At 41.7% G+C, this 18,981-nt stretch carries 19 protein-coding genes; 1 reads left to right on the top strand and 18 read right to left on the bottom strand.

The window, feature by feature from the left end:
• Window positions 1-254: 254 nt before the first annotated feature.
• The 18 genes from YYK_RS03030 to YYK_RS09885 form a co-directional block, all read right to left on the bottom strand.
• Complete coding sequence (locus YYK_RS03030) at window positions 255-1,595, bottom strand: dipeptidase (protein WP_012775030.1); 1,341 nt, start codon at window positions 1,593-1,595, stop codon at window positions 255-257.
• Window positions 1,596-1,713: 118 nt separating this feature from the next.
• A complete protein-coding gene (locus tag YYK_RS03025) occupies window positions 1,714-3,216 on the bottom strand; it encodes a YfcC family protein (protein WP_011922166.1) in 1,503 nt (500 codons plus the stop codon).
• A 342-nt stretch (window positions 3,217-3,558) separates the two neighbouring features.
• On the bottom strand, window positions 3,559-4,506 hold the full coding sequence (gene arcC, locus YYK_RS03020) for a carbamate kinase (protein ID WP_002941719.1): 948 nt from the start codon (window positions 4,504-4,506) through the stop codon (window positions 3,559-3,561).
• 117 nt (window positions 4,507-4,623) lie between these two features.
• Window positions 4,624-5,637, bottom strand: a complete 1,014-nt coding sequence (argF, locus tag YYK_RS03015; protein WP_011922164.1) for an ornithine carbamoyltransferase — start codon at window positions 5,635-5,637, stop codon at window positions 4,624-4,626.
• Window positions 5,638-5,655: 18 nt separating this feature from the next.
• Complete coding sequence (locus YYK_RS03010; protein ID WP_011922163.1) at window positions 5,656-6,096, bottom strand: GNAT family N-acetyltransferase; 441 nt, start codon at window positions 6,094-6,096, stop codon at window positions 5,656-5,658.
• The gene (gene arcA, locus YYK_RS03005) at window positions 6,096-7,325 is read right to left on the bottom strand and encodes an arginine deiminase (RefSeq protein WP_012775029.1); all 1,230 of its coding nucleotides are present in this window, start codon (window positions 7,323-7,325) and stop codon (window positions 6,096-6,098) included. The genes YYK_RS03010 and arcA overlap by 1 nt, the downstream gene beginning before the upstream one ends.
• A 260-nt stretch (window positions 7,326-7,585) precedes the next feature.
• Window positions 7,586-8,281, bottom strand: coding sequence for a Crp/Fnr family transcriptional regulator (locus YYK_RS03000; protein ID WP_012775028.1), 696 nt, complete (start codon window positions 8,279-8,281; stop codon window positions 7,586-7,588).
• A 285-nt stretch (window positions 8,282-8,566) separates the two neighbouring features.
• Window positions 8,567-9,484 (bottom strand): DNA-binding protein WhiA, encoded by a 918-nt coding sequence (gene whiA, locus YYK_RS02995; RefSeq protein ID WP_002937252.1) that lies wholly within the window; start codon window positions 9,482-9,484, stop codon window positions 8,567-8,569.
• The gene (locus tag YYK_RS02990; protein WP_002937257.1) at window positions 9,481-10,455 is read right to left on the bottom strand and encodes a YvcK family protein; all 975 of its coding nucleotides are present in this window, start codon (window positions 10,453-10,455) and stop codon (window positions 9,481-9,483) included. Before YYK_RS02990 ends, whiA begins: the two co-directional genes overlap by 4 nt.
• On the bottom strand, window positions 10,452-11,339 hold the full coding sequence (gene rapZ / locus YYK_RS02985; protein WP_011922160.1) for an RNase adapter RapZ: 888 nt from the start codon (window positions 11,337-11,339) through the stop codon (window positions 10,452-10,454). The genes YYK_RS02990 and rapZ overlap by 4 nt, the downstream gene beginning before the upstream one ends.
• A gap of 21 nt (window positions 11,340-11,360) precedes the next feature.
• Window positions 11,361-11,738 (bottom strand): RidA family protein, encoded by a 378-nt coding sequence (locus tag YYK_RS02980; RefSeq protein ID WP_002937263.1) that lies wholly within the window; start codon window positions 11,736-11,738, stop codon window positions 11,361-11,363.
• Window positions 11,739-11,788: 50 nt separating this feature from the next.
• On the bottom strand, window positions 11,789-13,108 hold the full coding sequence (locus tag YYK_RS02975; protein WP_014917227.1) for an MATE family efflux transporter: 1,320 nt from the start codon (window positions 13,106-13,108) through the stop codon (window positions 11,789-11,791).
• Window positions 13,109-13,513: 405 nt separating this feature from the next.
• Entirely contained in the window at window positions 13,514-13,783 is a 270-nt protein-coding gene (locus YYK_RS02970; RefSeq protein ID WP_011922754.1) for a type II toxin-antitoxin system RelE family toxin, read from the bottom strand.
• Window positions 13,773-14,000, bottom strand: coding sequence for a type II toxin-antitoxin system RelB family antitoxin (gene relB / locus YYK_RS02965; RefSeq protein ID WP_002938604.1), 228 nt, complete (start codon window positions 13,998-14,000; stop codon window positions 13,773-13,775). The genes YYK_RS02970 and relB overlap by 11 nt, the downstream gene beginning before the upstream one ends.
• Window positions 14,001-14,271: 271 nt before the next feature.
• Entirely contained in the window at window positions 14,272-15,618 is a 1,347-nt protein-coding gene (gene asnS, locus YYK_RS02960) for an asparagine--tRNA ligase (protein ID WP_014917226.1), read from the bottom strand.
• Between the two features lie 14 nt (window positions 15,619-15,632).
• Window positions 15,633-16,814 (bottom strand): pyridoxal phosphate-dependent aminotransferase, encoded by a 1,182-nt coding sequence (locus YYK_RS02955; protein WP_014917225.1) that lies wholly within the window; start codon window positions 16,812-16,814, stop codon window positions 15,633-15,635.
• Window positions 16,811-17,308 (bottom strand): cell wall elongation regulator TseB-like domain-containing protein, encoded by a 498-nt coding sequence (locus YYK_RS02950; protein ID WP_011922751.1) that lies wholly within the window; start codon window positions 17,306-17,308, stop codon window positions 16,811-16,813. Before YYK_RS02950 ends, YYK_RS02955 begins: the two co-directional genes overlap by 4 nt.
• Before the next feature lie 58 nt (window positions 17,309-17,366).
• Window positions 17,367-18,214 (bottom strand): IS630 family transposase gene (locus tag YYK_RS09885; protein WP_087892711.1). Its coding sequence is split into 2 segments (ribosomal slippage): window positions 17,367-17,911 and window positions 17,911-18,214, totalling 849 coding nucleotides; the frame shifts between segments, so codons are not numbered across the junction.
• A gap of 293 nt (window positions 18,215-18,507) precedes the next feature.
• Here YYK_RS09885 and YYK_RS02935 point away from each other — a divergent pair.
• Window positions 18,508-18,957 carry a MarR family winged helix-turn-helix transcriptional regulator gene (locus YYK_RS02935; protein WP_009909619.1) on the top strand — a complete coding sequence of 150 codons (450 nt, stop codon included), beginning with the start codon at window positions 18,508-18,510 and terminating at the stop codon, window positions 18,955-18,957.
• Window positions 18,958-18,981 lie beyond the last annotated feature (24 nt).

Here is an 18,981-nt window from a genome sequence, read left to right as displayed (position 1 = left end):
CGCATTTCTGTCACAAATATAACATGTAAGCGTTTTATTGTAGAATAGTCCAACTTGACTTATTCTATATGCAGATGGGGTCTATTTCTAAAACAGCATATAATAAGTCACACTTTCATATATTTTTGTCCACTTCTTGTAAACAGTGACACATTTCTCTCTCATCTTTTTAATGATATTCTTCATAAGAAAAGCCCTTAGATATTTCACTAAGAGCTTTTAAACTGTAATTTACTATTCAATGCTGATAATGGCTATTCCGCAGTTAGGCGATAGACTGCCTCAGCATAAATATCCATTGTTTTATATAAGTCTTCTAATGGCATGCGTTCATTTTCCTGATGCTCTGTTTGTTCTGTATCTGGGAAACATGCACCAAAAGCCACACAGTTTGGCATAGTACGAGCAAAGGTAGCCCCACCTGACGAGATTGGCTCGCTTGTCAAATCTCCTGTCTTATCTTGATAAACAGACATGAGCGTAGATACCAGTTGACTGTCTAATGGCACATACAAGGAAGCAAGGTAGTCGTACTCTTCATAGGTCAAGCCACATGATTGCGCTTTGGCTTGTAAAGTAGAAACTAGGGCTTCTTTATCCGCAGTGACAGGAATACGAATGTCCAAGCGAATTTCTGATTTTTTTGCGCTAATGGTTAGACCTGCAATATTGAAACTGAGTGTCCCTGATGGTTCATCGGTCACATCACCAAAAAGCTTAAATCCTGTGGCATCTTCACCAACTGCATTGACGATAAAGTCCAAGGCTGGATGATTTTCGAAATGTTCCAAAGCCTTTGCCAAACGAACGATGGCATTGACCCCCTCGGCAGCATCCTTGGCGTGCCGCGAAATACCAAGAACCGTTACTTGATCATCTTTGATTTCATAATCAAAGCCTAATTGATCTAATTCCGCAATAACTCCGGCTAATAAATGACCGGAATAGCTTGCCTTGGCAGGTACTACGTTATAGGCAGTTCCAGCTTCGATACTCAGACAAGGGTGACCTGGACCATGCAATTTGGCCTGTAGTAATCCTTTTTCAGCATAAGTCAAAGGGAAGGAAGAATCTGGCGCAAAGCCCATAGTTGCCACTTCTTCCAACTGATTGTAGCGGTTCATACACCGCCATAAGGTCTCTTCATCTGTTCCAAAAATGAAACGAATCCGTTTGTTAAATTGGACTCCCGCATCAAGAAGTGCTTTTACTGCAAATAAGGCCGCCATCGAAGGACCTTTATCATCCTGAACCCCGCGTCCAATAATATAATCTCCCTCTACCACAGCCTCAAAAGGCGGCGTCTGCCATTGACTAAGATCACCAGCAGGTACCACATCTAAGTGGCAAAGGATTGCTAATAATTCTTCGCCTTGCCCAATTTCAGCATAGCCATAATAGCCAGCAGGGTCTAAATAAGTTTTAAAACCCATTTTTTCCGTCAAAGCCAACGTGTGCTCCAGAACATCCTGAATCGCTTGACCAAATGGCGTATCTGCCTGATGTTCTTGCAAAACAGAAGGAAAAGCAACCAGTTCTTGGATGGCTTGAATACATGCCTCCTGATGCGATGACTGAATAAAACTTGTTCTCATTGTGTCCCCTTTCAACATAATAAGATATGATATATTTTCTAGCACTATTCTATCATAAAAGGAAAAACTGAGCCAAATTTTATCTGTATTCGTGATAAAATCTGACCCAGAATTTCGATTAGAAGAATGTCGCAATGACCAAAATAGCTATGGAGGCAATCATGATGCCTACGATTAACTTACCTACAAATTTATACCAAGTACCAATTTCAACACGACCAAGTGCCAAGGCTCCCATTACAATACCTGATGTTGGAGCTACCAAGTTCAAGAGACCTGATGCAGCTTGGAAAGCTGTGATAACCAAGCTCGCTGGTACATTTACAAACTCACCAAGAGGTGCCATGATACCCATAGAAGCCCCTGCAAGACCTGATGAAGATGGAATCAAGAAGGACATTGGTAGGTAGAAGAGATATGTCAAAATGATGAATACTTGTGAAGACAAACCTTGCAATCCTTCTTCACCCATGTGGAGAATAGTGGCAGTAATCATACCATCGTTCATGATGACTTGAATACCACGCGCGATAGCACAAATCAAAGCTACGCTGAAAATATCAGCCGCACCGAACATGAAGGATTTTACCAAACGTTCTTCACTCATACCATAAACTAAACCAACTACAATCCCTGCGATACCAAAGAGCATTGCTCCTTCTGGGAAGTACCAAGTACCAAGAGCAGCTGTTGAAGAACCAATCACTTGACCGATGAATGGAAGACCAATCAACCAATCATTAAATTGTGTAAAGATAGTCACACCCAAATCTTCCCATGGAATAAAGCTACAAATCATGAGAACAAATGTTAGTACAAATACCCAGAGAACACGTTTTTGAGCTGGTGATAATTCTGCATTCACTTCTTGAGTTGCTGCGACATTAAAGTGTTGCATGTCCGCTTCACGTTGTTTATAAACCAAGGACTTAGTCGGATCGTTTTTCACTTTCTCAGCATAGTTGGCTACAAAGAGAACCCCCATCGCGAGAATGACAACGAAGAAGACAAAGCGCCAAATCATACCATCCGCAACACTTACACCTGCCGCGTCAGAGGCTACAACTGTCGCAAATGGGTTTACAGTAGAAGCCAAACAGCCGATTTGAGAACCTAGCAAGATGATGGCTACACCAGTAATACTATCAAAACCAACCGCCATCATAACAGGAACAAGGAGCGGGAAGAAAGCCATTGTTTCTTCACCCATACCATAGGTTGAGCCTCCCAAGGCAAACAAAGGCATGAGGATGTAAATCAACATTTTTTCACGACCTTTGAAGCGTTTTACAATAGAAGCAATCCCTACATCAAGTGCACCTGTTTCGTTAACTACACCAAGAAAGGCCCCAACCATGATGATGAAGAATGCTACGTTAATCGCTGCTTCAGTCGCACCGTGACCAAGCATGGCACGAACTGGAGCCATAAAAACATCGTAAATCCCTTGTGGATTTTGAGCAACCTTCTCATAGGTACCAGCCACCAAACGTCCGGCTTCATCAACCTGATACTGACCAGCTGGAATAACCCATGTCATCACTGCCATAAAGGCAATAATGAGCATCAATATTGTATAAGACGAAGGCAATTTAAAGCCTTTTTTCACTTTTTCGCTCATCGCAAAAACCTCCTATAATATTTTAAAAGTTTATCCCCTATTTAAGGGAAATTGTATCCGTAATAACCGTATCAAATATCCACCTATCTTCAAGAGATGTCTATCTCCTTCAGTCTATTATCTGAAATCATTGCTTATAGATAGATACTTGATAGGAAATGGATGAGAGGGGAGGGAGCTTAGACGCCCAGACCTTCATGTTTAGATTAAAGGGAACCCTTGTGGGACTATCAACACTTCCACTCCCCTAACTCCATCAATAAATAACCCGTCTAGTTTAAAAACTATATTTGCATGCAGAGTACATCAATAAATAGAAGCCTCAACGATACATACAGCTGCTTAGCCTTTGACAATGATAGTGCCGCTATCGGATTCAATCAAAGCGCCTAAGTTTTCTAATGAGGTAATGACTGCTTTTGATTGCGGCTTATTGTTTACAAAAGCAATAGCTGCTTCAACTTTCGGTAGCATGGAACCTGGTGCGAATTGATTTTGTTTGATATATTCTTCCAATTCAGCCACAGTAACGGTTTCTAATTTTTCTTGGTCTGGTTTGTTGTAGTTAACAAAGACATAGTCTACACCTGTCAAGACGATAAACAAGTCTGCATCAACCAATTCTGCCAAACATTGAGAAGCAAAGTCCTTATCGATAACTGCTTCCACACCGGTCAGGGTGCCATCTGCTTCTTGGACAACTGGAATACCTCCGCCTCCAGCTGCTACGACAACTTCACCTGCATTGAGAAGGGTACGAATGGTACCAATTTCTTTGATTCCTACAGGTTTTGGCGAAGCAACGACTTTACGCCAGCCACGACCGGCATCTTCTTTGAAGGTTGCACCAGTCTTTTCTGCTTCTGCTTTCGCTTCTTCTTCTGTATAGAATGGTCCAATCGGCTTGGTCAAATTTTCGAAGGCGGGATCATTCTTATCTACGATAACCTGGGTCACAACAGATGCTACATCTTTTTCAATGCCTTCCTTGAGCAATTCATTTTCCAAGGCATTTTGCAACCAGAAACCAATCGAACCTTCTGTCATGGCTACCAAACTGTCTAGTGGAAAAGCTGGGTTCTTTTCCGAATCAGCAGCAAGGTTTTGAAGAAGTAAGTTTCCAACCTGAGGACCATTACCATGCGTGATAATAAGGTCATCCCCATTTTTTATCAATTTTACAAGGTGCTTGGCTGTTTGTACCAAGGCCTCTTTTTGTGCTTTAGCCGATGGGTCGGACGATAAAATGGCATTGCCACCCAAGGCTACTACAATTTTACGATTTGCCATATCTCTTGCTTTTTCCTCACTTTCGCGAAATAGTAATCGCTTACACATCTATCCTCAAAATAAGGGGGCTGGGTGCCAGCCCCCGGAGGTTGCGATGCGTTATTAGATAGTTAATTATTACACACGTGGAACAAATGGATCCCCTAAAGTAGCCGCCATCACTGCTTTAATAGTGTGCATACGGTTTTCAGCTTGGTCGAAGTGACGAGCATACTTGCTACGGAATACTTCGTCTGTTACTTCCATTTCTTCTACGCCGAATTTTTCAGCGACATCTTTACCATAAACAGTGTTTGTATCATGGAAGGCAGGCAAGCAGTGCAAGAAGATGAGATTTTCATTTTCTGCTTTTTTCACCAATTCCATATTCACTTGGTATGGCTTCAAGAGGGCAACGCGTTCAGCAAATTTATCTTCTTCACCCATTGATACCCAAACGTCTGTATAGAGAACATCTGCGCCTTTGACTGCTTCGTCAGCATTGTCAGTAATGAGAACACGTGCTCCACTTTCTTTCGCAAAACCTTCAGCCAAGGCAACTACTTCTTCTTCTGGGAAGAGTTCTTTTGGAGAGAAGATATGGACATTGACACCAAGGATAGCGCCTGTTACCAAAAGTGAGTTAGCAACATTGTTACGGCCATCACCACAGTAAACCAGAGTCAAGCCTTCCAACTTGCCAAAGTTTTCTTTGACAGTCAAGTAGTCCGCCAACATTTGAGTTGGGTGCCATGCATCTGTCAAACCATTCCATACTGGCACACCGGAGAATTCTGCCAATTCTTCCACCATTTTTTGACTGAAACCACGGAATTCAATACCGTCGAACATACGTCCCAAAACTTTAGCAGTATCTTCTGTAGATTCTTTCTTACCAAGTTGGATGTCATTTGCACCAAGATATTCTGGATGGGCACCAAGGTCAATAGATGCTACTGTGAAGGCAGCACGAGTACGTGTTGATGTTTTTTCAAACAAGAGAGCAATATTTTTACCTTCCAAATAACGGTGTGGAATATTGCGTTTTTTCAAATCTTTCAAATGAGCTGAGAAATCAATCAACCATTCCAATTCTGCGCGTGTGAAATCTTTCTCTGCAAGGAAATGTCTACCTTTAAATACGTTTGTCATTGTCTCTTCTCCTAATGTTTAAATAAATTTTGTCAATGTCTGGCACCATTCTCCATCTTCTTGATAAACTTCAGAAGTTGCTTGGTAGCCAACTGACTCATAAAAAGTCTTTGCAGTTAACTCCGAATGTATATTCAACTGATGAAAGCCTGCTTCACGTGCATACGCTTCCAAAGAGCTGATAATCATTTTTCCATAGCCTTTTCCACGAAAATTCGGTAGAGTGGCTATTCGGGTTAGACGAGCTTGACCAGGACCGACAGGAAGAAAACGTCCCGTTGAAACAGGCTCTTCACCAATAAAGAGATTGGCGTAAACTCTTTCTTCCGTATCATTCTGGTCAAATTCATCTTCCTTTGCAATACCACGCTCAAGGACAAATACCTTATAGCGGACATAGATAGAGGCTGCGCGTTGCCATTCTTCCGAACCGATTGTTGTTCGTTCTATACTTGGCATTAGATGTCTTCACGTTCAAACGGCATTGACATACAACGAGGTCCACCACGACCGCGAACCAATTCGCTTCCGCCAATCTTAATCAAACGAAGCCCTTTGGACTCGAGGATAGCATTGGTAATCGTATTGCGTTTGTAAACAACTACCACACCTGGTGCAATAGTCAATGTATTTGAACCATCATTCCATTGCTCACGACCAGCAGCAACCATATCACCGCCACCACAACGAATCAATTCTACTTTTTCAAGACCAAGGTTCGCAGCCAAAAGTTCTGCCAAATCACCATGTTCTTCTTCAATATGAAGCGTGTCATTTTCATAGGTTACAGAGAAGACACGAAGGTCACCTTCGATTTCTGGGTGGATAGTAAACTTATCATAGTCAACCATGGTAAATACTGTATCCAAATGCATGAATTTACGGTTGTTAGCAAATTCGAATGCCAATACTTTCTTGAAGCCAACATGCCGTTCAAAGATATTTACCAATAGTTTTTCAATTGATGCCGCATCGGTACGTTGTGAAATACCTACTGCCAAAACATCTTTTGAAAGAACCAATTCGTCACCACCCTCTATACGAGTAGTTTCTTCACGATTGTAAACCAATGGAACTTTTCCACCATATTCTGGGTGATGAGTGAAGATATATTTACCATACAAGGTTTCACGGTTCCGTGTTTCTGAATACATGTGGTTAAGAGAAACAGCATTACCAATCGTAGCAAATGGATCCCGTGTGAAGTAAAGGTTTGGCATTGGGTCTATTGCAAATGGGTAAGAGGATTCAACCAAATCTGTCAAACCTTTTTCTTCAGAAGGGATTTCTGGCAATTCTGCCTTTTGAACACCAGCCATCGTTTTCTCAACCAGTTCTTGATTATCTTCAATAGACATCAACAGCTTACGAATTGCCTTTTTAGTTGCCCGGCCACGAATGTTAGCTTCTTCAAGATATTCATCAATAAATTGTTCACGAATTTCAGGTGTAACAAGTGACTCAGCAGCTAATTTTTCCAAGTAGAGCACTTCTACACCTTCATCACGAAGAGCTTGAGCAAAGGCATCATGCTCTTTCTGTGCATCTTCTAAGAATGGGATATCATCGAAGAGTAGGCGTTCTAGATAGTCAGGCATAAGGTTTTCAATTTCCTTACCTGGTCTGTGTAACATAACTTTTTTCAGCTTACCAATTTCTGAAAAAACATGAATTGGATGGTTTGACATGATCTGTCCTCCTTGTAGATTTATACATGATGGGAAACGAGGAGGACCGTACGCTTTCCTGCCTCTCATTTCCTCTTTACATCCATAGTTTAACAGAGCAAAAAAACAAAAACTTGAAAACGCTCACATTTATTTTGAGAAATTCTTCACATTTTTAACCTTATTTATAAATAATTATCGATTATATCATCTAAATTCTGCATAATTCTTTCCGTTATATCATTATATGAATTTTTATTTTTTTATAAAAAACAGAAACTTCAATGAGTTTCTGTCAAATTTTCTAAGAAATAATCAATATCTAAATAAGTTAACTGTTTATGGCTATAAGCTATTTTACCATCCTGCTTCAGTTGCTTCAAAACATGGCTAACCGTTTCCCGTGTCGTAGCTGCTAAACGCGAAATCTCTTGAATATGAATTTCAAATGGCAAGGTAGCAAACTGCTCTCGCTGGCACATATCCCAATAAAGAAGAGCCAAGGCTTGAACGACTCGATCTGATGCCTTGGAACGCATCGCATTTCGCAAGCGCAACTCTTGAAAACGAAGCACTTTGGATAATTTTTGACAGATATAAGCCATTTGACTCGGATTTATCTTCGACAAGGTTTCAAACAAGACCATCGGTACAATAAAATACTCTAGGTCCGTTATGGCAATGGCGGTATAATGATAAGGTTTGTCCTGAAACATATCTCCAAAAGGAAAGGCACCACCCTGCCGAATATAGTCTAAATACGTAAAACTATCCGTCTCATCATATTGCTCAATCCGAGCATAGCCCTTATACAATACAAATAGATAATCTCTAGGATCCTCTGCGTAAAAAAAGATTTGTCCCTTAGGAATCTTTCGAAAACGAATATGCTTAGCTAATTGATCAAAGCTATCACGTGTCAAACGTTCAAAAGTTGGATGTGCCCTTAGATAATCATATTGTTCGTTGCTTATCATCAAAACTCCTTTCTAGCTAAAGTATCCTTCTATCTATTTTAACATATATTAACGTTCTATGCTAATCATTACTGAAAAATTCATAAAACAGGATCATTCCTGTGAAGAGGAATACTATCACAACTAATACAAAAAACTGGTCCTCTCGAACCAGTCTTAGTATCGTCGAATGAATTAACTTTCAGACAAGGAACTGAGGTGTAAGCAATACTAGAGTACGGCAAGCCGAAAGTAACGATGTATCAAAGTTAATTCAAATGTCCATAACATTCTATGTATACCTATCTAGTCAGTCAATTCATCCGCAATCTTATTGATTTTCCGCAAACGATGGTTGACACCACTTTTAGTGATCGGTACCGTTAGACTATCCGCCAATTGCTGAATGGAATAGTCTGGATGCTGAATTCGCAACTGGGCAATCTCCTGCAAGTCACCTGACAACTGATCTAGACCGATAGTATCCATAATTTTGATAATATTATTGATTGTTTTCATACTAGCATTGACCGTCTTTGCAATATTAGCAGCTTCCGCATTGGTAGCTCGATTTAGGTCATTGCGAGCCTCACGAAGCAATTTAACATTCTCAAATTCTGTCTTCGTCTCTTCTGCTCCAATCACCAAAAGAAAATCCATAATGTCCTCTGCACGTTGCAGATAGGTAATGGTTCCCTTACTTCGCTCAATGACTTTGGCATCCAAAAGAAATTTCTGCATCAGATTGGCCAGGTCATTGGCATGGTCACTATAGACAGAAGCTATTTCAAGCTGGTATTTTCCTTTTTCAGGATCCTTAACAGAGCCTGCCGCTAAAAATGCTCCACGAAGATAGGCTTGACTCCACGAATCATTTTCCAAAACCAAGGGAGAAATCCCCGTCTCTAATCCAAAGAAGCTATCAGCCAAATGCAAATCGTTCAATATCTCATTCACGCCGTCTTCTATCAAAACTGCATACACACGATTCTTTTTGAGATTAGGTTTTTGATGATGGCGAATCTCAGCTTTAATCTGGTAGAAATGGAGTAACAGTTCATAAATGTGACGGGCAATCTTTGCATTTTCCGTGCTGATAGAAAGAGTCAAACCTGATGAAGCTAAGCCCAAACTACCTGATAATTTGATAATAGCAGATAGCTCGCTCTTATTTTGGCTAGACTGAAGCAGCAATTCTTCCTTTACTTGTACTGTAAAACTCATGGCCGCACCTGCAAAATCTTGAGCAACTCTTCTACTACCAAGTCACCATCATGGAAAGCTCCGCCATTTTCCAAACGAAGAAAATTCGAAGAAATCACACGATTAGCTTGTTTTTGCAAACCTGCAAAATCGTGTTTTACCTGTACCAAGTATTCATCAAACTGGTTGCTATTCATATACTCTTGTGGAACTGGCTCAATATTGACCAAAACTGTATCAATGAATTGTTCAGCTAAGTGTGCATTGAGAACCGCCACGTGGTCCGCATCTGAGAAAAACTCAGTCTCTCCCCGTTGGGTCATAATGTTGCACACATAGGTCACTTCAGCCTTGGTTTCTTTTAGGGCTTTGCCAATGTCAGAAATCATCAGATTCGGCAAGATTGAGGTAAAAAGAGAACCCGGTCCAAGTACAATCATGTCACTTTCCATAATCGTTTCAACTACCTGGCGACTGGCTTTCGGTTCATCATCATTATAAGAATTTGTCACATAGACATGATCAATCATCCCATTATGCTTGGAAATCTTACTCTCACCTGCTACCTCGGTCCCATCTGTAAAAATAGCATGAAGGGTCAAGGCCTGTTCGCTAGATGGATAAATCCGCCCTGTCGTATGGAAAAAGCGCGTCAACAACCTCATCGCATTGTAGGTTGAACCCTGCATTTCTGAAATACCAGCAATGATGAGATTCCCTAGTGGATGACCAGCCAAGGGGCCATCTGAATCCGCAAAACGATACTGGAAAATTTGTTCATAAAGTTTGGGCATATCCGACATAGCCAATAGGACGTTACGCAAATCACCTGGAGGGGTCACCTGCAAAGCCTGACGGATTTCCCCCGAAGATCCTCCGTCATCAGCTACCGTCACGATAGCGGTAATCTCTACATCCTTATCCCGCAAACTCTTCAAAATGACTGGAATACCAGTCCCGCCCCCGATAACTGTAATCTTTGGTTTTCTCATGAGCGGTTGACCGTCTCCTTCCGTCTGTCCTTATCACGATGACTACGATTAACATTCCAATTTTTCTCTAAATCGTCTGCCAAACGTTTAGCAAAGGCTACGCTTCTATGCTGACCACCCGTACATCCAACGGCAATCGTTAGAACTGATTTTCCTTCTTTCTGATAACCAGGAAGAATCGGTTCTATCAAGCCGAGCAAATGACTATAAAACTCTTCCGATTCTTGATGCTCCATGACATAGTCAAAGACAGGAGCATCCAGACCAGTCAGATTACGCAACTCCAACTTGTAGTAGGGATTTGGTAAGAACCGAACGTCAAAAACCAAGTCTGCATCCAGAGGTAGTCCATATTTGAAACCAAAGGACATCACTTCTATGCGAAACGACGGCTGATTATCTTGACTAGCAAACTGCTCTGAGATTACCTTACGGAGATTGCGAGGTGTCAGCTCTGTCGTATCAATGACATTCTGACTCATATTTTTCAAGGGAGCCAAAAGTTCACGTTCTAGCTGAATCCCGTCCAAAACACGACCATCAGCCGCCAAAGGATGGGAACGACGAGTTTCTTTATAGCGAGCAACCAATTCACTATCCGTCGCATCCAAGAATAGGACTTTAAAATCTAAATCCTCTGCCCCCTCAATCTCATCCAACACCTCTCGAATCTCCGAGAAGAAGGATCGACTCCGCATATCTACAACAAGAGCAATCTTATTGTTATCCTGGCTATGACGAATCAACTCTAAAAACTTTGGCAAGAGAGTCGGTGGCATATTGTCAATGGTAAAATAACCCAAGTCCTCAAAAGACTGAATGGCTACTGTCTTACCAGCTCCCGACATCCCTGTCACAATCACTAAATGGAGTTTGTCCGACATGACATCCCCTCCTTTTCTCTTCTAATCAATAACTGCAATAACTTCAATCTCAACCTTAACATCACGTGGCAAGCGTGCAACTTCCACCGCTGAACGAGCTGGAAAATCTGCTGAGAAAGCTGTTTTATAAACTTCATTAAAGGCTACAAAATCATTCATATCTTTTAGGAAACAAGTCGTCTTCACCACATGGTCAAAGTCTGTTCCTGCTTCTGATAAAATTGCTGCGATATTTTTCAAGACTTGCTCAGTCTGCTCCTGAATGGTTTCACCAACCACTTCACCAGTTTCAGGTGACAAAGGAACTTGACCAGAGGCAAATAGGAAATTTCCAACAACCTTCCCTTGAACGTATGGGCCAATTGCTGCAGGTGCCTTATCTGTGTGAATGGTTTTCATCTGATTATCTCCTTTTTATCATTCTACTGATATTATACCAAAAAACTAGCCTATTCAGCCAGTTTTCGTGTTTGCACAATAAACCTCCAAGTCAGAAAAATCGCTCGCAAGAGCAGGTCAATCAAAATCGACAGCCAGACGCCGGCAATTCCTAAACCGAACATCTGACCTAAGACGATAACACCTGAGACGCGCAGCCCCCACATTCCTATCATTGTGGAGTAGAGTGGCGACTTGGTATCCCCCAAGCCCTGCAGAGCGCCAGCCATGATCAAAGAAACCGCAAGGCCTGGCTGGTTGAAAGCATCGATCCGTAAGGCTGTGACGACTTGACGGACGGCTTCTAGGTCTTTGGTAAATAGCAGAGCAAAACTTGGGGCTCCGAAAAATAAGATGGTACCGAGCAGGGACATGATGGCTACTCCATAGGCAGAGCTGAGAAATGCGACCCGTCTAACTGTGAGGATGTCCCCCTTTCCCAAGGCTTGACCGATCAAAACCGCCGCCGCTGTCGCAAGACCATAGGCAGGCATATAGGTAAAACTCTCGATATTACCTGCAATCATATGAGAAGCATAGACAATCGTTCCCAGCCCCACAATCAAACTGAAATAGACAACCTGTCCCAACCGCATAACCAAGCGTTCGGTTGCTGCAGGTAGGGTCAAAACCACCATTTCCTTAGGACTTCCCAAGTGGAACAATTGTTTGAGATCAACTGCCAAGTCAGTCTGCTTTACCTTTCGGTAAAGCAAGACAGTACCAAGCAAGCGAGCTAAGACAGTTCCCAAGGCGGTCCCTACAATACCCAAACCTGACCAAGAGCCAATACCAAAAATCAAGAAATAGTCCAAGACCACATTAAAACCATTGGTCAGTAAGCTCATTTTCATAGGAAATACTGTATCCCCAGATGCCCGCAGGATTGTTCCCAAAATAGTCATCAAGGCCTGAAAAATAGTCAAACCACCAACCCAGTAGAAAAAGACCTGGACGCCAGCCAAACTCTCCGCATCTGCTCCCATTAAGACCAACATCTGCCGCCCGAAAACAAGGGATAGTAACCCCAATAGCAGACCTACACCTACTGAAAGCACTAAGGCTTGACGGACATGAAAGGTAAGAGATTCCCTATCTCCTGCGCCAATAGACCGAGCAATCAAAGCTGTTGCCCCAACTCCCAAAGCCATATAGACCGCCAAATAGACATTCAAAATCGTATTGGCAAGACCAACTGCTGTCACCGCTACCAGCCCCAGCTGTGCAATCAAGAGGGTATCCACAAAACCAACTAAGGTCTGAAAGATATTTTCCACCGTAGCAGGCAAGGCCAAACGAATAATTTCTTTTCCTAAACTTTCTTGCTTCATTTTCCTCTCCACGATTTTATTTAGAATAATTATAAATAAAACTCAGTGAAAAAGAAAGAAAACAGGGAGTGGGGAAGAACTCGATAAGTCAAAAAGGAGTTCATCTCTCCACCCCCGCATAGCTCCAAAGTTTCAGGGAACCTTTGGAGGTTAGAGATAAGGCGAACAAAGTTCGCATCAGTCGTATAGGTCAGATTTGGAGTGGAAAACACGAATTGCTGAGATTTGCTTCGCAAACCTTATCTCCAACCTTTTTACCTAGCTTTTCTGCTTCAAGACTCGGGCTGAAACAGTTCCCAGAACTGCTTCACTCCACTGGACTGTTAAAGCCAATCAACCACTGCGCTGAGATGTTGACACGAACTCTGAGAAGTACACCGATACCGAGCCTAGTTACCTAGAACTTCATTTTTTATAGATTTCTTTCCGGTGCCCGATTTCAAGGGCCAGGATGACCATTTTGTTATCAATAATATCACAAATTACACGGTAATTCCCCACTCTATACCGCCACAGCCCCTTATAGTCTCCTACCAAGGCCTTCCCAAATTGTCTTGGATTCTCCAAACCGTCCAAACGTTTTTTCAAATCCTTAGCAAGCATCATCCCCACATGCCTGTCCATTTTTTTCAACTGCTTCAAAGCATCATCGCTGAGAACAAGCTTATAAGCCATCTTCTAACTCCGCAAGAACATCATCAATCGAGTGTGTAACAGGATTTTCTTGGAATTTCTTCAAAGCCTTGATACCAATTTCATAGTCCAACTGGTCTTCTATCTGTTCAGCAAGTGCAGTTTTGAATAGCTCAGACAGGCTTTTTCCTGTATGAATAGCATAGCTTCTGAAAATTTCTTCTTCTGCATCGTTTAATCGCAAGGATACAATTCCCATCATTCCACCTACTTTCTTCTTGTAATACATTGTAAAACAATTCGTTCAAAATGTCAATTGACACCAGAAAAACAGACCACGTTTGTAGTCTGTCAGTGAATATTTATTTCGCAGTCTTTCAGTTTACTTTTAGTACTAGGCAACGAGCTGCAGACTGTACTAAGGTACGGCAAAACGAGTTCAAATAATGATGAGATTATTTGAACTTGGAAATAAGGAAACGGAGTTTCCTCATACGTCGACGTAATAAAGGAAAAACTGAACGACTGTATTACGGATGCAAGCGGTGCAACATACGTGGGAATGGAATGGCTTCACGGATGTGTTTTGTACCAGCAACGAAGGTTACCATACGCTCAATACCGATACCGAAACCACCGTGTGGCACTGAACCGTATTTACGAAGGTCAAGGTAAAATTCGTACTCTGACTTGTCCATACCGAGCTTGTCCATCTTGGCTACCAAGGCATCGTAGTTATCCTCACGCATAGAACCACCAATGATTTCACCATAGCCTTCTGGTGCCAAGAGGTCCGCACAAAGCACGCGCTCTGGATTACCTGGAACTGGCTTCATGTAGAAGGCCTTGAAGCTTGCTGGATAGTTAACAACGAAAGTCGGTACACCAAAGTAGTTTGAAATCCAAGTTTCATGTGGTGATCCAAAGTCATCACCATGCTCGATGTGTTCGTAGTCTGTATCTTTATCAGCTTCATGCTCTTGAAGAAGGGTAATAGCATCATCATAAGCCACACGTTTGAATGGCTCTGCAATGTAGCGTTTGAGAGCATCCACATCACGCTCAAGAGTTTCCAAGGCTTGTGGAGCACGGTCGATAACACCTTGAATCAAGGCTTTGACATAAGCTTCTTGCAAGTCAAGTGACTCTTCATGGCTGAGGAATGAATACTCGGCATCCATCATCCAGAACTCCGTCAAGTGACGGCGAGTTTTTGATTTTTCCGCACGGAAAACAGGACCGAAGTCGAAAACACGACCAAGGGCCATGGCACCAGCTTCCAGGTAAAGCTGACCAGATTGGCTGAGGTAGGCAAGCTGACCAAAGTAGTCTGTTTCAAACAATTCTGTCGAATCTTCTGCCGCATTTCCAGACAAGATTGGGCTATCAAACTTGATAAAGCCATTCTTTTCAAAGAATTCATAAGTCGCATAGATGATGGCGTTACGGATTTGCTGGATAGCGACCTGTTTACGAGAACGCAACCAGAGGTGACGGTTGTCCATAAGGAAGTCCGTACCGTGTTCTTTTGGTGTGATTGGGTAATCTTGTGACTCACCAATCACTTCAAGGTCTGTCACATCCAACTCATAACCAAACTTAGAACGCTCATCTTCCTTGACAATCCCTGTCACATAGACAGACGTTTCTTGGCTAAGGCGTTTTGCTACATCAAACTTCTCAGTACCAGCTTCTTCACCGAATTTTTCGATGAAGTTTGGTTTGAAGGCAACTGCTTGGAAGAAGGCTGTTCCGTCACGCAATTGCAGGAAGGCTAACTTGCCCTTGCCTGATTTGTTAGCAACCCAGGCACCAATGGTCACTTCTTGACCGACATAATCTTTTACTTGGTTGATGGTAATCAATTTTCTAGACATTATTTTTCCTCTTTTTATTTTTTCATAAATGTGTGTAGTCGAGCCACTGCTTCTTTGAGCGTGTCCATATCTGTCGCATAGCTGAGGCGGATATTCTCAGGAGCTCCAAAACCAGCACCTGTCACCATTGCAACTCCCACTTCTTCCAAAATGGCTGTGGTAAATTCAGTTACATCTGTGTAGCCCTTCATTTCCATAGCCTTTTTGACATTTGGGAAGAGATAGAAGGCACCTTCTGGCTTAATCACTTTAAAACCAGGCACTTCTGCCAGCAAGGGATAAATGGTATTGAGTCGCTCTTCAAATGCCTGACGCATGGTTTCGACCGTATCTTGCGGACCTGTAAAGGCTTCAATGGCCGCATACTGAGCAGCGGTTGTTAAGTTTGACGTCGTTTGTCCGACAATCTTACTCATAGCCGCAATGATCTCAGGATTACCAACGGCAAATCCAACCCGCCAACCTGTCATGGCATAGGCCTTGGCCACCCCATTGACAACAATAGTCTGCTGACGAATGCTTTCTGAAATGCTTGAAATCGGTGTGAAGGTATTTCCATTATATACCAAACGACCGTAAATATCGTCTGCCAAGATGAGAATGTCGTGCTCTACAGCCCAGTTGCCAATAGCTTCCAATTCCTCACGACTGTAAATCATGCCAGTCGGATTAGAAGGAGTATTGAGTAGGAATACTTTGGTCTTATCTGTCCGAGCTGCTTCCAGCTGGTCAACTGTTACCTTGAAATTGTGCTCTTCACTTGCAGTGACAAAGACAGGCACCCCATCATTCATCTTGATTTGATCTGCATAAGAAACCCAGTAAGGTGTGGGAATCAGAACCTCATCACCAGGATTGATGACCGCCGCAAAGAAAGCATAAAGGATAAACTTGGCACCAGTGGCAAGAACGACTTGATTGCGTTCGATAGAGTAGCCATAAAAGTTCTCAAAGTAGGTATTGACCGCGTCCTTCAATTCTGGCAGACCTGAAGCTACCGTATAAAAACTCGCCTTACCATCTTCGATAGACTTAATAGCAGCTTCTTGAATATTTTTCGGTGTAACGAAGTCTGGCTCACCCAAGGTCAGCTCTAAAATATCACGTCCTTCTGCCTTCAAGGCCTTTGCCCGTGCACCCGCTGCCAGCGTGACACTTTCTTCCATTTCTAAGACACGTTTTGATAGCTTGCTCATAAGCCCTCCCGTTTGATAAAGTTCCCTGTTTCAAATTCAACTAAATAGTAGGCAGTACCTGACTTGACTTCCCAAATAGGTTTGCCATCCCTTAAACCTAGAATAGTTCGCTCTACTTGGCTTGCACCGTTTTTCTTGGCAATAGCTTGCGCTTCTTCTTGCGAAATTCCCTGAGCTAAAGAATAGACATATACTGTGCTAGAAGCCTCTGGAATCAAAACTGCAACCTCTTCTCCCTGACTGGTGACACCAAATACACAAAAATAGGTTTCAGTACCATTGTAGATAGAAAAATCATTGACAGTTTGCAAATCAGCATATTCTGTAGCTACTCCAACTGCATGACTACGCGCATTGTTGAAAGGGGCAGCAGCAATATCCCAAATAGTAAAAATTGAAAAAGTCACAACACTGAGAAGGATAAAAGAGCCCATCACTAACTGACCAGTCTTGGAAGCCATCCACTCCAACAGTTGAAAAATCTTTTTTTCCATAACAGTCCCATTATACTACAAATTAAAGCATATTTCCATTCTTTCTGTGATTGTATAGTCAACTGAAACAAGAGCAGGACGAAAGTGCCTCAAGAAAAGTATCGCAATTTGGCAATACTCTTCTGAGGTGTTTTTTGATGTGAGCCCATATTTTCTCAATGGGATTATATTCCGGTGAGTAAGGAGGAAGTGGTAAAAGTCTATGTCCCTGCTCCTCGCATAAATCTTTTAGCTTACTCATCCTATGAAACTTTGCATTGTCCATAATGATAACAGATGGTTTACCTAAAGTGGGTAGTAAGAATGTTTTGAACCAAGCTTCGAAAAAGCCACTCGTCATAGTATCTTTGTATGTCATCGGGGCTATAAGCGCACCATTTATGAGACCTGCTACTAAAGATATCCGCTGGTATCTTCTTCCAGAGACCTTACCTTTTATCAACTGACCTTTCAAAGAGCGACCATATTTTCGATGAAAATATGTCTCAAACCCTGTCTCGTCAATATAAACAGGAGTCAAGTGGCTTAAGTTATTCAATTCTTTAAGGAACAGTTCTACTTTTTCAGGGTCTTGTTCATAGTAGGTACAGCTCTTTTTTTTCGAGTATATCCCATAGCTTTGAGGGGGTAATGAATAGCTGTTGGATGACAGTCAAATTCAGAAGCTATTTCAGTCAAATAAGCATCTGGATGAGTTTCAAGATAATTCTTTAATTTATCTCTATCCACTTTTCTTGGCTTGGTTCCTTTAACTTGGTGATGAAGCTCGCCGGTTTTCTCTTTTAATTTTAGCCATTGATAGATAGTGTTACGTGAAACTTGGAAAATAGCTGATGCTTCAGTAATACTGCCGGTTTTCTCACAGTATGCGAGAACTTTTTTACGAAAATCTAATGAATATGCCATAAATACATTATATCATAAATGTACTGTTTTTGTTTCATTTAACTATAAATAAAATTTCCTTTTCCTTCACACAAAGAAAAGGATATAAAAACCTACATTCACAGTTTTGCACTTCCATCTAAGACTATTTCTCAAATGCTCATTGCTCGTTTTTTCCAGTACAGTTAGTATTACCTCAAAAAACGAACTTGATTAACTAAAAACTATCTTTTCCATAAAAGTACTTTACCTATGAATATAGGATTTAACTTTTTTTGCTTGATAACCGAACGATTTATTGCTAAAATATTCTCATGAGAACTGTTGAACAATCTTTAAACGAGAACAAGCATGCACTTCACAGTCTAGTCGTCTTTCGCAGAGCAGCTAATACTATCGCAAAATCAGAATTAGAAACAATCAAAAAATACGGACTGACAGTTTGTCAGTTTGGAGTGATGGAGGCACTCTACAACAAAGGAAATCTGCGGATTCAAGACTTAATTGATAAATTATTAAGCACTTCTGGCAACATGACTGTCGTTATAAAGAACATGATTCGAGATGGTTATATCTACAAGACTATCGATACAAATGACCGTCGTGCTTCCTTGATTGCTCTCACTCCACTTGGACGCGAAACCATTGAAAAAATCCTTCCAGAGCATTATGATCACGTTGGAGAGATTTTTTCTGTCCTTAGTTCAGAAGAACAAGACCAATTAGCCGAGATACTTAAAAAATTCAAGAATCAGCAGACCTAGGATTGTCAACAAAAGACAAATACG

The sequence above is a fragment of the Streptococcus suis S735 genome (assembly GCF_000294495.1).
In the GTDB taxonomy this organism is placed as follows: Bacteria; Bacillota; Bacilli; order Lactobacillales; family Streptococcaceae; genus Streptococcus; species Streptococcus suis.
Note: the sequence above shows the minus strand (reverse complement) of the source record. Positions and strands in the feature narration are given on the sequence as shown.

Bases quoted from the DNA above. Each gene is read 5' to 3' on its own strand.
- YYK_RS03030 (WP_012775030.1), bottom strand. From the start codon at position 1,595: ATGAGAACAAGTTTTATTCAGTCATCGCATCAGGAGGCATGTATTCAA.
- YYK_RS03025 (WP_011922166.1), bottom strand. From the start codon at position 3,216: ATGAGCGAAAAAGTGAAAAAAGGCTTTAAATTGCCTTCGTCTTATACA.
- arcC (WP_002941719.1), bottom strand. From the start codon at position 4,506: ATGGCAAATCGTAAAATTGTAGTAGCCTTGGGTGGCAATGCCATTTTA.
- argF (WP_011922164.1), bottom strand. From the start codon at position 5,637: ATGACAAACGTATTTAAAGGTAGACATTTCCTTGCAGAGAAAGATTTC.
- YYK_RS03010 (WP_011922163.1), bottom strand. From the start codon at position 6,096: ATGCCAAGTATAGAACGAACAACAATCGGTTCGGAAGAATGGCAACGC.
- arcA (WP_012775029.1), bottom strand. From the start codon at position 7,325: ATGTCAAACCATCCAATTCATGTTTTTTCAGAAATTGGTAAGCTGAAA.
- YYK_RS03000 (WP_012775028.1), bottom strand. From the start codon at position 8,281: ATGATAAGCAACGAACAATATGATTATCTAAGGGCACATCCAACTTTT.
- whiA (WP_002937252.1), bottom strand. From the start codon at position 9,484: ATGAGTTTTACAGTACAAGTAAAGGAAGAATTGCTGCTTCAGTCTAGC.
- YYK_RS02990 (WP_002937257.1), bottom strand. From the start codon at position 10,455: ATGAGAAAACCAAAGATTACAGTTATCGGGGGCGGGACTGGTATTCCA.
- rapZ (WP_011922160.1), bottom strand. From the start codon at position 11,339: ATGTCGGACAAACTCCATTTAGTGATTGTGACAGGGATGTCGGGAGCT.
- YYK_RS02980 (WP_002937263.1), bottom strand. From the start codon at position 11,738: ATGAAAACCATTCACACAGATAAGGCACCTGCAGCAATTGGCCCATAC.
- YYK_RS02975 (WP_014917227.1), bottom strand. From the start codon at position 13,108: ATGAAGCAAGAAAGTTTAGGAAAAGAAATTATTCGTTTGGCCTTGCCT.
- YYK_RS02970 (WP_011922754.1), bottom strand. From the start codon at position 13,783: ATGGCTTATAAGCTTGTTCTCAGCGATGATGCTTTGAAGCAGTTGAAA.
- relB (WP_002938604.1), bottom strand. From the start codon at position 14,000: ATGGGAATTGTATCCTTGCGATTAAACGATGCAGAAGAAGAAATTTTC.
- asnS (WP_014917226.1), bottom strand. From the start codon at position 15,618: ATGTCTAGAAAATTGATTACCATCAACCAAGTAAAAGATTATGTCGGT.
- YYK_RS02955 (WP_014917225.1), bottom strand. From the start codon at position 16,814: ATGAGCAAGCTATCAAAACGTGTCTTAGAAATGGAAGAAAGTGTCACG.
- YYK_RS02950 (WP_011922751.1), bottom strand. From the start codon at position 17,308: ATGGAAAAAAAGATTTTTCAACTGTTGGAGTGGATGGCTTCCAAGACT.
- YYK_RS02935 (WP_009909619.1), top strand. From the start codon at position 18,508: ATGAGAACTGTTGAACAATCTTTAAACGAGAACAAGCATGCACTTCAC.